The organism is Rhodovulum marinum (assembly GCF_004343075.1).
GTDB classification, from domain to species: Bacteria; Pseudomonadota; Alphaproteobacteria; order Rhodobacterales; family Rhodobacteraceae; genus Rhodovulum; species Rhodovulum marinum.
Genome location: NZ_SLXP01000018.1, coordinates 15308 through 30189 on the forward strand (window position 1 = coordinate 15308; position 14882 = coordinate 30189).

Below are 14882 nucleotides of genomic sequence, written 5' to 3' on the forward strand. Positions count from 1 at the left end.
CGCGGGCCATGTTCGACAAGATCCTGATCGCGAACCGCGGCGAAATCGCGCTCCGCGTGATCCGCGCCTGCCGCGAGATGGGCATTCATTCCGTCGCCGTCCACTCCACCGCGGATGCCGACGCGATGCATGTCCGGATGGCCGATGAAAGCGTCTGTATCGGCCCGCCGCCGGGCACCGACAGTTACCTGTCGATCCCGTCGATCATCTCGGCCTGCGAGATCACGGGCGCGCAGGCGATCCACCCGGGCTATGGCTTCCTGTCGGAAAACGCCCGCTTCGTGCAGATCGTCGAGGATCACGGCCTGACCTTCATCGGGCCGTCGGCGGAACATATCCGCATGATGGGCGACAAGATCACCGCCAAGGAAACGATGAAGGCGCTGGGCGTGCCTTGCGTGCCCGGGTCCGAGGGCGGCGTGCCCGACCTGGAAACCGCGCGCAAGCTGGCCCAGGACATCGGCTACCCGGTCATCATCAAGGCCACCGCGGGCGGCGGCGGGCGCGGCATGAAGCTGGCCAAGACGCCCGAGGACCTGGAGCGCGCCTTCCAGACCGCGCGGTCCGAGGCCAAGGCCGCCTTCGGCAATGACGAGGTCTATATCGAGAAATACCTCACCAAGCCGCGGCACATCGAGATCCAGGTTTTCGGCGACGGCCAGGGCCGTGCGGTGCACCTGGGCGAACGCGACTGTTCGCTGCAACGTCGCCACCAGAAGGTTCTGGAAGAGGCGCCCGGCCCGGTGATCGACGCCGAGACCCGCGCGCGCATCGGCAAGACCTGCGCCGATGCCGTGGCACGGATCAACTATTCCGGCGCGGGCACGATCGAGTTCCTCTACGAGGATGGCGAGTTCTACTTCATCGAGATGAACACCCGGCTTCAGGTCGAACACCCGGTGACCGAGGCGATCTTCGGCGTGGACCTGGTGCGCGAACAGATCCGGGTGGCCGAGGGGCGGCCGCTGTCCTTCGACCAGGACGATCTGCAACTGAACGGCCACGCGATCGAGGTGCGGATCAACGCCGAGAGGCTGCCCACGTTTTCGCCCTGCCCCGGCAAGATCACTGCCTATCACGCGCCCGGCGGACTGGGTGTCCGGATGGATTCGGCGCTGTATGACGGCTATTCGATCCCGCCCTATTACGACAGCCTGATCGGCAAGCTGATCGTCCATGGCCGCGACCGGGGCGAGGCGCTGGCGCGGCTGGACCGGGCGCTTGGCGAGTTGATCGTGGATGGCATCGACACCACCGCGCCGCTGTTCCGCGCGCTGCTGCTGGAACCCGACATCCAGCGCGGCGACTACAACATCCACTGGCTGGAGCGCTGGCTGGAGGCCGGTCCGGAACTGTGACCAGCGCCGCGCGCACCGGCCCGCCGGGAGCACGGGGATGGCGGCCGACAGACTGACGCCCCAGATGCTGCTCGGCGCCTATGCCTCGGGCGTGTTCCCGATGGCGGAGTCGCGGGATGACCCGGAAATCTTCTGGGTCCAGCCGCGGCGTCGGGGCATCTTCCCGCTGAACGGCTTCCACATCTCGAAAAGTCTGGCCCGGACGATCCGGCGCGACCCGTTCCAGATCCGCGTGGATACCGACTTCGCGGGCGTGGTGGCGGGATGCGCCGCCCGCGACGAAACCTGGATCAATGCGACGATCTTTGCGCTGTACCAGGACCTGCACGCCATGGGCCACGCCCATTCGCTGGAGGTCTGGGAGGGCGGCGCACTGGTCGGCGGGGTCTATGGCGTAACACTGGGTGGCGCGTTCTTCGGGGAAAGCATGTTCTCGCGCCGCACCGACGCGTCAAAGGTCGCGCTGGCGTACCTGGTGGACCGGCTGCGCGCGGGGGGCTTCCGGCTGTTCGACACGCAATTCATCACGCCGCACCTGCGCCGACTGGGCGCGATCGAGATCGGCAAGCAGGACTACATGGCCCGGCTGGGCAAGGCGCTGGAACTGAAAGCGGATTTCACCGCGCCAGAGACGCCCGCAAGCGGTCAGGCGCTTCTGCAGCGCAGAACCCAGACGTCATAGCGGGCGTGATCCAGCGGGTTCAGCGCCGGGCTGGAGGCCAGCATCCACCCCTGGAACAGCTGCGCGGAACCGCTCTCGTCGGCGATCTCGATCAGCGCGAAGGCGTCCGACGCAGGGTTGTCCTGGGGGAAGCGGCACTCGCGCAGCGTCACCTGCAGCCGCCCGAACCGTGCAGTTTCGCCGGGCGCGAGCTGAAGATCGACGGTCGCCCCCGACACCTTGTCCAGCCCCCGCAGCATCGCGCCGGCCTGCGCGGTATCGGTACGGATCACCGGGTCGGCCACGGGCTCGGGGTCGACCGGGCGCATGACCAGCGGGTCCTCGCGCTCGATCTCGGGCAGCGGCTCGCCGCGCAGCTGGTCGTTCAGCATGCTTTCGCCCGAAGGCATGTCCTCGAGCGGGGCGACCGACCATCCCTCGGCGGTCCAGCTGTTCGGATCCCAGTCGGGTTGTTGCTGGGCGGCAAGGGGCGCGGCCAGCAGCGCCAGCGCCACGGCAAGACGGCCCGTTTTCATTCCGCCGCCTCGTCGCCCGAGCCGGTCACGAATTTCATCAAGAGCGAAATCAGGCTGACCGCCCCCTGGGTGTCCAGCACCTCGTCGCCGGGCGACAGGTTGAAGGGCGACCCACCGGGAAGGATCTCGACGAAAGTGCCGCCCAGGAGGCCCTCGGAGGAGACCAGAACCGCACTGTCATCAGGCAGTTCGATCCCCTCTTGCATCGAGAAACGGGCATCGGCGCGGAAAGTCTGGGGGTTGAGTTCCAGCGAGGTGACCGTACCGACCTTGACGCCCGCAAGGCGCACATCGGTGCCGACCGTCACCCCCTCGACCGAGCGGAAACTGGCGGTCAGCTCGTAGCTGCCCGCGGTGCTGCCGACGCCGGTGGCATTCGTCGCGTAGAGCAGGAACCCCAGCGCCAGCGCCAGAACCGCGCCGCCGGTGATTACTTCGGTCGTCGTGTTCTCGGCCATCGGGCTATTCCGGTTGCCAGGCCTCGTAGTCCCGGCGCGGCGCGGGATCGGGGCGACGGATCGAGCCCGGCGGCGCATAGGCCAGCGGCGTCCCGGTCAGGTTTTCCTGATGCGGTTTTTCCCAGGCCTTCCGGGGCAAAGGGGTTTCGGTGGGCGGTTCGGCGAAGGTGTGGTGCAACCAGCCATGCCAGTCGGGGGAAACCCGGCTGGCCTCGACCTCGCCGTTGTAGATCACCCAGCGGCGAACGCCATCCTTCGACTGATAGAACACGTTGCCCTGCGCATCCTCGCCCACCTTCTGGCCGTGGCGGGCGGTGAACAGGCGGGTGCCAACGGTTTCGCCGTTCCACCAGGTGACGTATTTCAGCAGGGTGTCGATCACGCCCATGGGCCCCTCCGCATGACTGTGTTCGACATATGCCGCAACCGGGGGCCGAGGTCCAGTGCCCTGCCGCCCCCCCGCGCAGGCCAGACGCGGCACGCGGGATGGTTTCGCCTTGGCTTCGCCAAGGCGACCGGCTGGGGGCTCTGCCCCCAGACCCCCGGAGTACTTGGCCCAAGAAAAAGACGGAACGGGCGCAAACCTAGGGCTTGAGACGGTATCAGTCAGCGCGCCCTGACCCGGCGGCCAGCCCTACATTGCCCCGACAGCGTGGTCGTCAGGGGAGGCACACCGGATAATGCCGCCGCGCCAAAAGCCGACCTAGCCTGCGGTCGCGCCTTCCTTCTTCTGGTCGGCATAGATCATCAGGGGCGCGGATTCGGCGGTCACGGCTTCTTCGTTGACCACGACCTCTTGCACCGCATCCATACCGGGCAGGTCGAACATGGTATCCAGAAGGATATCTTCCATGATCGAGCGCAGGCCACGGGCACCGGTCTTGCGCGCGATGGCGCGCTTGGCAATGGCCTTGAGCGCGTCGTCGGTGAAGGTCAGCTTGACGTCCTCAAGTTCGAACAGGCGCTGATATTGCTTGACCAGGGCGTTCTTGGGTTCGGTCAGGATCGTGACCAGCGCATCCTCGTCGAGGTCCTGCAGCGTCGCGATCACCGGCAGGCGGCCGACGAATTCCGGGATCAGGCCGAATTTCAGCAGATCCTCGGGTTCCAGTTCGCGGAACATCTCGCCCACGCCGCGGGTGTCGTTTGCCTTCACATCGGCGCCGAAGCCGATGGCCGACCCCTTGCCGCGCTGTGCGATGATCTTTTCCAGCCCCGCGAAGGCGCCGCCACAGATGAACAGGATGTTCGTGGTATCCACCTGCAGGAATTCCTGCTGGGGATGCTTGCGCCCGCCCTGCGGCGGCACGGAGGCCACGGTGCCTTCCATGATCTTGAGAAGCGCCTGCTGCACGCCCTCGCCCGAGACGTCGCGGGTGATCGAGGGGTTGTCGGACTTGCGCGTGATCTTGTCGACCTCGTCGATATAGACGATGCCGCGTTGCGCGCGTTCGACGTTATACTCACTGGCCTGCAACAGCTTGAGGATGATGTTCTCGACATCCTCACCAACATAGCCAGCCTCGGTCAGGGTGGTCGCATCGGCCATGGTGAAGGGCACGTCGAGGATGCGCGCCAGCGTCTGCGCGAGCAGGGTCTTGCCGCAGCCGGTCGGGCCGATCAGCAGGATGTTCGACTTGGCCAGTTCGATGTCGCCGGCCTTCGAGCCGTGATTGAGCCGCTTGTAATGGTTGTGGACCGCGACCGAGAGCACCCGCTTGGCATGCTGTTGTCCGATCACGTAATCGTCCAGCACCTCGCAGATATCCTTGGGCGTGGGCACGCCGTCGGAGGATTTCAGCCCCGAGGATTTCGTTTCCTCGCGGATGATGTCCATGCAGAGTTCGACACACTCATCGCAGATGAACACCGTGGGGCCCGCGATCAACTTGCGGACCTCGTGCTGGCTTTTGCCGCAGAACGAGCAATAGAGCGTGTTCTTCGAGTCGCTGCCTGAGTTCGTCGCCATTTCGGTCCCCTGCGGTCGTCCTGTCCTGCCCGTCCGGACCCTTTGCCCGGAATGCGGCCGTCTTTGCCCCGCGCCTCATGACAGGGTAGGGCAGTCTATGGTGAGGCACAACGCCAAATTCCGGGCGGGTCGCGCCCGGCCCCTGCGTCAGGCCTTGGCGCCTTCGGCCGCCGACCGGCTTTCGACGATCTCGTCGATCAGGCCCCAGGCCTTGGCCGCCTCGGCATCCATGAAATTGTCCCGCTCCAGCGCATCGACAACCGTTTGCAGATCCTGGCCGGTGTGTTTCACGTAGATCTGGTTCAGCCGGTCTTTCAGCTTTTGCGTTTCCTGGGCGTGGATCATGATATCGGTGGCCTGGCCCTGGTAGCCGCCCGAGGGCTGGTGCACCATGATGCGCGAGTTCGGCAGCGAGAAGCGCATGCCCTCGGCCCCCGCGGCCAGCAGCAGCGACCCCATCGAGGCCGCCTGCCCTACCACCAGCGTGGACACCTTCGGCTTGATGTACTGCATCGTGTCGTAGATCGAGAGACCCGAGGTCACCACGCCGCCGGGGCTGTTGATGTACATCGAGATGTCCTTGGTCGGGTTCTCGGCCTCGAGATGCAGCAACTGCGCCACGATCAACGAGGACATCCCGTCATGGATCGGGCCGGTGATGAAGATGATCCGTTCCTTCAGGAGGCGCGAGAAGATGTCGTAGGCCCGCTCGCCGCGCGAGGTCTGCTCGACCACCATGGGCACGAGGTTGTTCATGTAATGCTCGATCATGTCGGTCATGTGCGCCTGCCTCAAGGATGGGGGTCGGGGCCGGACGGCCCCGGTCTCAGGGGAGTCTTAGTTCCGCGTCCTAACCGCTGCAAGGGATAGCGCGAAAATGCGCTCCTGTCGGTTAACCGGCAGGCGAGCGCGCCGCGAATTCGGGCAGGCGCCTAGCCGGCCGACGGGTTCTTGCGGATATCGCCCAGGTCCAGCACCGGGGCCACGTCCAGGTGGCCTGCATCCAGCAGCGCCGCAACCCGTTCCAGCGCGGCGACAAGCATCGCCTGCTCCCAGTCGGGAAGCGCGTCGAACGCCTCGACATAGCGGTCGTGCAGCGGGTCGGGCGCCCGGTCGATCGCGTCGCGCCCGGCGGGCGTGATGAAGATGTTCATCTGCCGCCGGTCGGTTTCCGAGCGGCGGCGCTCGACCAGGCCCTTGGCGACCAGGCGGTCGATCAGGGTCGTCATCGTCGGCTGCGACACCCCCATCCGCGCCGAGATCGCCTTGGGCGTGCTGGTCCCCGTTTCGGCGACGATCTGCAGAACACGGATCTGGACCGCGGTCAGCCCCGCCGCCTTGGCCAGTTCACGGCCGTAAAGCTCGGTCGCGCGCAGGATGCGGCGCAGCGCGATCAGACTGATATCCGAACGTTTCACGACCCCTCCGTCACCCGTCGCCAAAGCGTTCCCACCATTCCCCGGGCCATGCAAGAGGCGAAAATTTGCTTGTCGAAGGGTATTTTGCCACGATTCGCTTCATGAACTTTTTGTATCAAACAGCCAAAGAAGCAGTTTAATGCCTTCTTTATAGGCTCTTTTCCATCACCCTGATGTAAAAACTTAGCCTATTGAAATTTCTATAGGCTAAGCATATATCTCTCGCCGTCAGAACGGAGGACAGCAGACCATGGCCGAGACCATCGACGAGAAACCGCTTGCCAAGGATGCGCCGATCACCTTTCGCATGCCGACCGATGCGGACGGCGCGGTAGTGTGGTCGTTGATCCGCGCGTGCAAACCGCTCGACGAGAACTCGCTGTACTGCAACCTGATCCAGTGCGACCATTTCCGCGATACCTGCATCCTGGCCGAGATCGAGGGTCAGGTCGTGGGCTGGATTTCCGCCTACCGGCTGCCCGCCGACCCCGAAACGTTGTTCGTCTGGCAAGTCGCCGTATCGGACAAGGCCCGTGGTCGCGGGCTGGGTCGCAAGATGCTTTTCGAACTTCTGGAACGCGATGCCTGCGCGGGGGTGACGCGGCTGCAGACCACCATCACGCCGGACAACGGCGCCTCGTGGGGTCTGTTCCGCGGCTTTGCCCGCCGTCTGGGCGCGCGGCTGGATGACGAACCTCACTTCACCCGCGAAAATCATTTCGAGGGCCGCCACGCAACCGAGCACATGGTGACGATCCGGCTGGTCGAGGCGCTGCCGCTGGCCGCCTGATCCACCACCCCTCGTCCGCTTCCAATCCGAGATCAAAAGGATCCCAAATGTCGACTGTTCCCACAGCCGAAACCAACATCTATACGCGCCGCGAATCTCAGGTGCGCTCGTACTGCCGCAGCTTTCCCGTCAGCTTTGCGCGCGCCGAGGGCGCGACGCTGACCGATGCCGATGGCAACGCCTATATCGATTTCCTCGCCGGGTGTTCCTCGCTGAACTACGGCCATAACGACCCGGACATGAAGGCCGCGCTTTTGGATCATCTTCAGCGCGACGGCATCGCGCACGCGCTTGACATGCATACCGAGGAAAAGGCCGCCTTTCTCGACGCTTTCGAACATCACATCCTGCGCCCGCGCGGCATGGATCACCGGGTGATGATGACCGGCCCCACCGGCACCAACGCGGTCGAGGCCGCGATCAAGCTGGCGCGCAAGGTCACCGGGCGCCGCAACGTGATCGCCTTTACCAACGGCTTTCACGGCATGACGCTGGGCGCGCTGGCACTTACCGGGAATGCCGGGAAACGTGCGGGCGGTGGCGTGTCGCTGCCCGACGTGACCCACCTGCCCTATGAAAACAGCCTGGGCGAAGAGGTCGACACGCTGGACCTGATCGAGACGATGCTGTCGAACCCCTCGTCGGGGATCGAATCGCCCGCGGCCTTCGTCGTGGAACTGGTGCAGGGTGAAGGCGGGCTGAACGCCGCCTCGTGCGAATGGGTGCAGGGCATCGCCCGGATCGCCCGCGAACAGGGCGCGTTGCTGATCGTCGACGACATCCAGGCAGGCATGGGCCGCACCGGCAGCTTCTTCAGCTTCGACCACATGGGCGTCGAGCCCGACATGGTCACGCTGGCGAAATCGCTTTCGGGCTTCGGCCTGCCCTTCGCCTGCGTGCTGGTGCGCCCGGAACACGACATCTGGAAGCCGGCCGAACATAACGGCACCTTCCGCGGCAACACCCACGCCTTTGTGACCGCCAAGGTCGCGCTGGAAAAGTTCTGGGCCGACGACACGCTGCGCAACCAGATCGCGTTGAAATCCCAGGTCCTTGAGGAACGGCTGCACAACATCGCCGCCCGCATCGAAGGCGCACGGATCAAGGGGCGCGGCATGATGCGGGGTGTCGATGTCGGCAATGGCGAACTGGCCGGGCAGATCTGCGCCGAGTGCTTCCGCCGCGGGCTGATCATCGAAACCTCGGGCGCGCATGACGAAGTGGTCAAGGTGCTGGCGCCGCTGACCATCCCGATGGAGCAGTTCCGCGAGGGTCTGGATATTCTGGAACAGGCCGTGGAGACCCTGGTCCCTTTCGGCATGGCGGCGGAGTAAGCCAATGATTGTACGCGACTTTCACAAGCTCAAGGACACCAACCGCGCGGTTTCGGACGCGCAGTGGACAAGCGTGCGCATGCTGCTGGCCGATGACGGGATGGGCTTTTCGTTCCACATCACCACGCTTTACGCGGGTTCGGAACACACGTTCCACTACAAGCACCATTTCGAAAGCGTCTACTGCATCTCGGGGCGCGGCTCGATCACCGACCTGACCAGCGGCGAGACCTTCGAGATCCGGCCCGGCGTGATGTACGCGCTCGATCAGCACGACAAGCACACGCTGCGCGCCGACGAGGACCTGGTGATGGCCTGCTGCTTCAACCCGCCCGTGACCGGCAAGGAAGTCCACCGCGAGGACGGCTCCTACGCCCCCGCGGACGCGCTTGCCGACTGATACCCCCAAACCCAGGGACGCCCCCGGGGCCAACCCGGGCGGCGACAGGACAGTGACCCACCAGACCCACACCGTCGAGAAGATCGGCGGAACCTCCATGAGCCGTGTCCACGAATTATGCGACACGCTTTTCATCGGCGACCGCGAGGGCGCCGCGCTTTATAACCGCGTCTTCGTCGTCTCCGCCTTCGGCGGCATCACCAACCTGCTGCTGGAACACAAGAAGACGGGCGAATCGGGCGTCTACGCGATGTTCTCGAACGCCGACAACGATCAGGGCTGGTCAGACGGGCTGAACCGGGTGGCCGAGGCCATGCGCGGCGCCCACGCACAGGTTCTGGACCACCCCGCCGACCTTGCCGCCGCGGACGATTTCGTGCGCGAGCGTATAGAGGGTGCGCGCTCCTGCCTGATCGACCTGCAGCGGCTCTGTTCCTACGGGCATTTCCGCCTGAGCCAACACATGGCGGTGATCCGCGAACTGCTGTCGGGCCTGGGCGAGGCGCATTCCGCCTTCGTCACGGCGACGCTGTTGCGCCGGCGCGGCGTGGATGCGCGCTTCGTCGACCTGTCCGGTTGGCGCGACGAGGGCGAGCATACGCTGGAAGAACGTATCGTCGACGGGCTGCGCGACGTGGACCTGACCCGCGAAATGCCCATCGTGACCGGCTATGCGCAATGCACCGAGGGGCTGATGCGCGAATTCGACCGGGGCTATTCCGAGGTGACCTTCTCCAAGATCGCCGCCCTGACCGGCGCCGCCGAGGCGATCATCCACAAGGAGTTCCACCTGTCCTCGGCCGATCCCAAGATCGTCGGCGAAGCGAACGTGGTAAAGATGGGCCGCACGAATTACGACGTGGCCGACCAGCTGTCGAACATGGGCATGGAGGCGGTTCATCCCAAGGCCGCCAAGATGCTGCGCCAGGCGGGCATCCCCCTGCGCGTCACCAACGCCTTCGAGCCGCACGATCCGGGCACCCTTATCGACGAGGCCGAGGCGCGCGATCCGCGGGTCGAGATGGTCACGGGGCTGGGGGTCTACGCGCTGGAACTGTTCGAACAGGACATGGTGGGGGTGAAAGGCTATGACAGCGCCATCCTCGAGGTGCTGGCCCGTCACAAGGCGTGGATCGTCGCCAAGACCTCGAACGCCAACACGATCACGCATTACCTCGACGCGCCGCTGAAAACGGTACGCCGGGTCGAACGCGACCTCGAGGAGCGCTTTCCCACCGCGACGCTCAAGGCGCGCAACCTCGCCGTGGTCGCCGCCATCGGGCGCGACCTTTCGGGCCTCAAGGTACTGTCGCGCGGGCTCGCCGCGCTTGAGGCGGCCGAAATCGAACTCGTCGCCGTCCAGCAGACCACCCGCGACGTGGATGCCCAGTTCGTGGTGCCCCGCGAACGGATGGACGACGCGATCCGCGCGCTGCACCGGGTGCTCGTCGAACAGCGCAAATCCGCCCCGCGTCTCGCCGCCTGAGGCGCACGCGGGGCGCAGTCATGCCCGCGCCTTGGTGAAAGGCCACCGAGCAGCGTGCCGCCGAACCTGCGCGACACGGAAACCGCCCCGCCGGCCGCGATCCGCGGGCGGCAGGGAAAGATGTGGCCCCAAAGCCCCGCCCCTTGTTCCCGCCCACGCATTTGCGGGGCGGATGACCCTTTTTCTTGGCCGAAATACTCCCGCCGGCGGCGCGCGCCCGGCGCAGCCGGGCGCGCCGCGCCCAACCCCGGACAAGCGGGGCGCCAGCCCCGCGCCGGCCGGGGGCGGGAGCCCCCCCTCACCCCAGGTCCACCACCCGGCCGCCCGCGGCCTCGGCATCGGCCATGTCATGGGTGACCAGGAGAACCGGCAAGGCCCGCGCCTTGGCCCGGGCGAATACCATCTCGCGCACCTGCGCGCGCAGCTGTGCATCGAGCCGCGAGAACGGCTCATCCAGCAACAGCGCGCGCGGCTCGGCCAAGAGCATCCGCATCAGCGCCACCCGTGCCTTCTGCCCCCCCGAAAGCGTCGCCGGATCGCGCCCGGCAAAGCCTTCCAGCCCGATCTCTGCCAGGGCGGCGGCGACACGGGCCCGGCGCGCGGCCCGACCGCCGGGAAGCCGCGGCAATCCGAACGCCAGGTTGCCCCCCACACTCAGATGCGGAAACAACAACTCCTCCTGGTACAATATCCCCACCCGCCGCGCCTCGGGCGCAAGATCGGTGATGTCGCGCCCGTCCAGCCAGACCCGCCCGGTCATCGAGAAGCCCGACGCCAGAGTGCCCATGATCGCGGCCAGCAAGGTCGACTTACCCACCCCCGACGGCCCCATCACGCTCAGAACCTCGCCCGGCGCGACAGCCGCATCCAGCGCCAGCAGCGGCACGCCCCCCCGCGCGATCGTCAGCGCCTCCAGGTGCAACCCCTCCATCTAGCCCGCCCTCAGCCCGCGCCGGTTCGCCCTGGCGATCCGCGGCACGGCCAGAGCAAGCGCAAAACCCAGCACCACCACGCCGGTCTGCGCCAGCGCCGTCACCCCGATGGCGCGCCGGTCTCCGCCCGAGGCCAGCGCAACCGCCTCGGTCGTCAGCGTCTGCACCCGTCCGCCCCCGATCAAGAGCGTCGGAAGGTATTGGCCCACCGACACCGCGCCTCCCACCGCCGCCGCGGTCAGCACCGGCCCCAGCAACATCGGCAGGCGCACCGCCCAAAACACCCTGCCCGGCCCCGCCCCCAGCGCTGCGGCAACCGTTGCATGGCGCACATCCCAGGCCCGCCAGGGGGCCGCCAGCGACAGGAACACGTAGGGCAGGACGAAAACGAGATGCCCCAGGATCACGGCACCTCTCCCCATATCGGCCCCTGCCATCAACGCAAATGTCTGCAGTCCCGGCAGGAACGCCACCTGCGGCACGATCAGCGGCAGGTACAACAACCACAGGCTTCGCGCCCCCGGGCTCAGGCCGAACCGGTGTTCCGCCTCCAGGCAGGCCAGCACCAGCACCAACGCCAGCCCCGTCGCCGCGGCCGCGACAAGGACAGTGTCGCGGGCTGGCGCGACCAGCCCCGGACCGTGCCGCGCCCAGCTTGCCAGGCTGACGCCATCCGGCAGCGCATCCGGAAAGCCCCAGAACCCCGCCACCGACCACATCGCCAACCCCGCAAGCCCGCCGGTCACCGCCAAGGTGGACAACGCCGCCACCCCCAGCCCGACGCCGCGCAGGGCACCGTCCCCATGCCACCGCGCGCCCCCTTCGGCCCAGGCCTGCCCCAGCCGCCCGACCGCGATCTCGCCCAGTCGCCACAGGCCCAGCGCGCCAACCACAAGGGACAGTTGCACAACAGCCGCCGCCGCCGCGAGGAACCGCAGCGTCAGGTCGGGGTCCGCCATCCAGCGCACCACCTGAACGGCCAGCGGGGGCGGCGTGTTGGGGCCCAGGATGATCGCCACATCCACAACCGACATCGAATAGGCCAGGACCGCATAAACCGGCAGCCGGATCTGCGCATAAACCGCCGGAAACACCGCCTTGAGCCAGCCTGTCACCCGCCCATAGCCAAGGCTGCGCGCGATGGTCAGCCGCTGCGCCGGTTGGGCCTGGGGCAGCGCGGCCAGCGTCATCAACAACAGGAACGGCACTTCCTTGGCAACCAGCCCGGCCACCATGGCAAGACCGCAGGGATCCTGCACGACCAACAGATCGGGCGGCCGGTCCCATCCCGTCGCCCAGGGCGACAACGCCCTCGCGATCCAACCCGAGGGCGCGATCAGAAAGGCGAGGCCGAAGGCTGCCGCCGCATGCGGCACCGACAACAGCGGTGACAACGCGCGCTCCAATGCCGCCATCGCCCGCGTCCCCTGCCACCCGGCGACGAACAGGATCACCACGGCCAGCGAGGTCATCGTCGCGGCCAGCCCCGTCGTCACCGACAGCCCGACCGCCCCGGGAAGCCCCGGCCAGGCGACCAGCGCCGCCAGCGGTTCCAGGCTCGGGCGCGTACCTCCGAGGGCGGGCAGCACCCCAAGCGCCGGCACGACCGTACCGATCAGGCCCGCCGCGACCGGGCCCAGCAGGACCAGCAGCGTCAGAAGCGGCGCGGCGCGCAGCGGGCGCATGGCACTATTCGGCCACGCCGAACCGGGTCAGCCAGTCCGCCTCGATCCGGGTCATCCAGGACGGGTGCGGCTCGGGCAGGACCGGCCCCAGGGCCTCGGGTGACAGCGTGGCGATGCCGAGGTCCAGCGCCTCGAACCGTGCGCGGTCCTCGGGGCTCAGCTTCTCCATCGCGAGCACCGTGCCATAGCCCAGCACGGCCGGGTCCTGGGCACGCGCCTGCGCCTCGGGCGAGAGCAGGAAGTTCGCCAGAACCATGGCCCCCGCCTTGGCGCTGGCGTTGTACGGGATCGCCACGAAACTTGCATTGCCGATGGTGCCGCCGTCCAGCACGTAGGTCCGGACCGTGTCGGGCAGCTGTCCGTTCGCGATGGCGGTGGACGCCTCGCCCGGGCTGAACGAAATCGCAAGGTCGATCTCGCCATCGGCCATCAGTTGCAACTGCCGCGGGCCGGTCTGCGGATAGGCCCGCCCCTGCCGCCACAAATGCGGCGTCAGGTCATCGAGAAACTCCCAGAGCGGGGCGGTGACAGCCGCGTAGTCGACCGTTTCGGCGGGTTGCTGCAAAACCGACGGATCCTGGACCATCCCGTAGAGCGCCTGTTTCAGGAAGGTGGTCCCCAGGAAATCCGGCGGCTGCGGATATGTGAACCGGCCCGGGTTCGCCGCGGCCCAGTCCAGCAGAGCCGGCATCGTCCGGGGCGGGTCGGGCAGACGCGCGGTGTCGTGGTAGAACACCACCTGTGCCATCGCCCAGGGTGCCTCGAGGCCCTCGGTCGGCACGGTGAAATCGGCGGTCACGGCGGGCTTGCCCTCAACATCGACGAAAGCCCAGTTCGGCAGGTCCTCGGCCCAGGGGCCGAACAACAGCCCCGCCGCCTTCATCGCCGCGAAATTCGCGCCGTTGATCCAGATCAGGTCGATGGCGCCGCCCTCGTCCCGGCCGGCGGTCTTTTCGGCCAGCACCCGGCTGACCGCGTCGGCGGTATCGGACAGCTTCACGTGCTCGACCTGCACGCCGTATCGGTTGGCCGCCTCCTGCCCCGCCCAGCGGATGAAGTCGTTCGTGGCCGTCGCGCCGCCCCATGCGTTCCAATAGACGGTCTGCCCGCGCGCCTCTTGCAGTACGGCGGGCCAGTCAGCCGGGTCGGGATCGGCCAGAACGGGCGCGGCCAGCGAAACCGCGGCAATGGCAAGGGGGAAGGTCAGGCGCATCCGGCAGCTCTCCTCATTGGCCTTTCCGACTTATGCCAAGGCATGCCCGCGAAACGAAAGACCCGATTGCAAAAAAGCCCGTGAACACCGTCCGGCGGCAGCCCCGCGGCCGTCAGGCCGCGCCATGCCCAACGCCGGACAAGCGGGGCAACGCCACGCGCAGGCCGGGGGCGGGAGCCCCCCTCGCCGCTCAGCGCTCGTCGACGACGCCGCGCACCTGCTCGGAGCGCACCCGGCGCAACGCCTCGACCATCAGCGCGGTATAGAGCCCGATGTTCAAAAGGCCGTTGGCCGCGGCCATACCGCCCAGGATACGCCAGTCCACCGGCAACAGGATGTCGCCGAAGCCCAGCGTCGTGAACGCCACCAGCGAGAAATAGGCCGCCGGCTCCAGGGTATCGAAGACGCCCAGCCCCACGAAAGCCAAGGCCCACAGCCAGACCGAGGCGGTCAGCACCCCCAGAACCATAAGCACCGCCCCCACCAGCACGGCCACCAGCTTGGGCGGGTGCGGCCGGCGCACCAGCCAGGGGTTGGCACGGGTGATCGCCGTCTCCGCCAACCAGAAGCCGAAGGCGGCGATCACGATGGTCACGAGGATAAGCGCGGTTCCCAGCGCGATCTGGATCAGCATGGTGCAAG

16 protein-coding genes are annotated in these 14882 nt (G+C 67.0%); 6 read left to right on the plus strand and 10 right to left on the minus strand.

Annotation, left to right across the window (positions count from 1 at the left end; translation table 11 throughout):
* Positions 1-8 precede the first annotated feature (8 nt).
* Positions 9-1358 (plus strand): acetyl-CoA carboxylase biotin carboxylase subunit, encoded by a 1350-nt coding sequence (accC, locus tag EV662_RS17930; protein ID WP_132465784.1) that lies wholly within the window; start codon positions 9-11, stop codon positions 1356-1358.
* Positions 1359-1395: 37 nt separating this feature from the next.
* Complete coding sequence (gene aat / locus EV662_RS17935) at positions 1396-2040, plus strand: leucyl/phenylalanyl-tRNA--protein transferase (protein WP_132465787.1); 645 nt, start codon at positions 1396-1398, stop codon at positions 2038-2040.
* Here the strand turns inward: aat and EV662_RS19965 are convergent.
* The 6 genes from EV662_RS19965 to EV662_RS17965 form a co-directional block, all read right to left on the minus strand.
* Positions 2004-2555 (minus strand): DUF2155 domain-containing protein, encoded by a 552-nt coding sequence (locus tag EV662_RS19965; protein ID WP_243695896.1) that lies wholly within the window; start codon positions 2553-2555, stop codon positions 2004-2006. The two genes, aat and EV662_RS19965, sit on opposite strands and share 37 nt — an antisense overlap.
* On the minus strand, positions 2552-3013 hold the full coding sequence (mlaD, locus tag EV662_RS17945; RefSeq protein WP_132465790.1) for an outer membrane lipid asymmetry maintenance protein MlaD: 462 nt from the start codon (positions 3011-3013) through the stop codon (positions 2552-2554). The genes EV662_RS19965 and mlaD overlap by 4 nt, the downstream gene beginning before the upstream one ends.
* 4 nt (positions 3014-3017) lie before the next feature.
* Complete coding sequence (locus EV662_RS17950; RefSeq protein ID WP_132465793.1) at positions 3018-3401, minus strand: NADH:ubiquinone oxidoreductase subunit NDUFA12; 384 nt, start codon at positions 3399-3401, stop codon at positions 3018-3020.
* 315 nt (positions 3402-3716) lie between these two features.
* Entirely contained in the window at positions 3717-4982 is a 1266-nt protein-coding gene (clpX, locus tag EV662_RS17955; RefSeq protein WP_132465796.1) for an ATP-dependent Clp protease ATP-binding subunit ClpX, read from the minus strand.
* Positions 4983-5129: 147 nt separating this feature from the next.
* Positions 5130-5762, minus strand: coding sequence for an ATP-dependent Clp protease proteolytic subunit (locus EV662_RS17960; RefSeq protein WP_132465799.1), 633 nt, complete (start codon positions 5760-5762; stop codon positions 5130-5132).
* 152 nt (positions 5763-5914) lie between these two features.
* On the minus strand, positions 5915-6400 hold the full coding sequence (locus tag EV662_RS17965; RefSeq protein ID WP_132465802.1) for a MarR family winged helix-turn-helix transcriptional regulator: 486 nt from the start codon (positions 6398-6400) through the stop codon (positions 5915-5917).
* 250 nt (positions 6401-6650) lie between these two features.
* Here EV662_RS17965 and ectA point away from each other — a divergent pair, with 250 nt between their 5' ends.
* Genes ectA through EV662_RS17985 form a run of 4 tightly spaced genes read left to right on the plus strand, consistent with a single transcriptional unit; the run spans position 6651 to position 10410 of the window.
* The gene (gene ectA, locus EV662_RS17970; protein ID WP_425057047.1) at positions 6651-7190 is read left to right on the plus strand and encodes a diaminobutyrate acetyltransferase; all 540 of its coding nucleotides are present in this window, start codon (positions 6651-6653) and stop codon (positions 7188-7190) included.
* A 47-nt stretch (positions 7191-7237) separates the two neighbouring features.
* Complete coding sequence (gene ectB, locus EV662_RS17975) at positions 7238-8524, plus strand: diaminobutyrate--2-oxoglutarate transaminase (protein ID WP_132465805.1); 1287 nt, start codon at positions 7238-7240, stop codon at positions 8522-8524.
* A 4-nt stretch (positions 8525-8528) separates the two neighbouring features.
* A complete protein-coding gene (locus EV662_RS17980) occupies positions 8529-8924 on the plus strand; it encodes an ectoine synthase (RefSeq protein ID WP_132465808.1) in 396 nt (131 codons plus the stop codon).
* A gap of 52 nt (positions 8925-8976) precedes the next feature.
* Positions 8977-10410, plus strand: a complete 1434-nt coding sequence (locus EV662_RS17985) for an aspartate kinase (RefSeq protein ID WP_132465811.1) — start codon at positions 8977-8979, stop codon at positions 10408-10410.
* A 298-nt stretch (positions 10411-10708) separates the two neighbouring features.
* Here EV662_RS17985 and EV662_RS17990 read toward each other — a convergent pair whose 3' ends face one another.
* The 4 genes from EV662_RS17990 to EV662_RS18005 all read right to left on the minus strand — a co-directional run bounded on the left by EV662_RS17990 (position 10709) and on the right by EV662_RS18005 (position 14874).
* Positions 10709-11341 carry an ATP-binding cassette domain-containing protein gene (locus EV662_RS17990; RefSeq protein ID WP_132465814.1) on the minus strand — a complete coding sequence of 211 codons (633 nt, stop codon included), beginning with the start codon at positions 11339-11341 and terminating at the stop codon, positions 10709-10711.
* Positions 11342-13027 (minus strand): ABC transporter permease, encoded by a 1686-nt coding sequence (locus EV662_RS17995; protein WP_132465817.1) that lies wholly within the window; start codon positions 13025-13027, stop codon positions 11342-11344.
* Positions 13028-13031: 4 nt separating this feature from the next.
* Positions 13032-14240, minus strand: coding sequence for an ABC transporter substrate-binding protein (locus EV662_RS18000; protein WP_132465820.1), 1209 nt, complete (start codon positions 14238-14240; stop codon positions 13032-13034).
* A gap of 190 nt (positions 14241-14430) precedes the next feature.
* Positions 14431-14874, minus strand: coding sequence for an ion channel (locus tag EV662_RS18005; RefSeq protein ID WP_132465823.1), 444 nt, complete (start codon positions 14872-14874; stop codon positions 14431-14433).
* Positions 14875-14882: the final 8 nt, after the last annotated feature.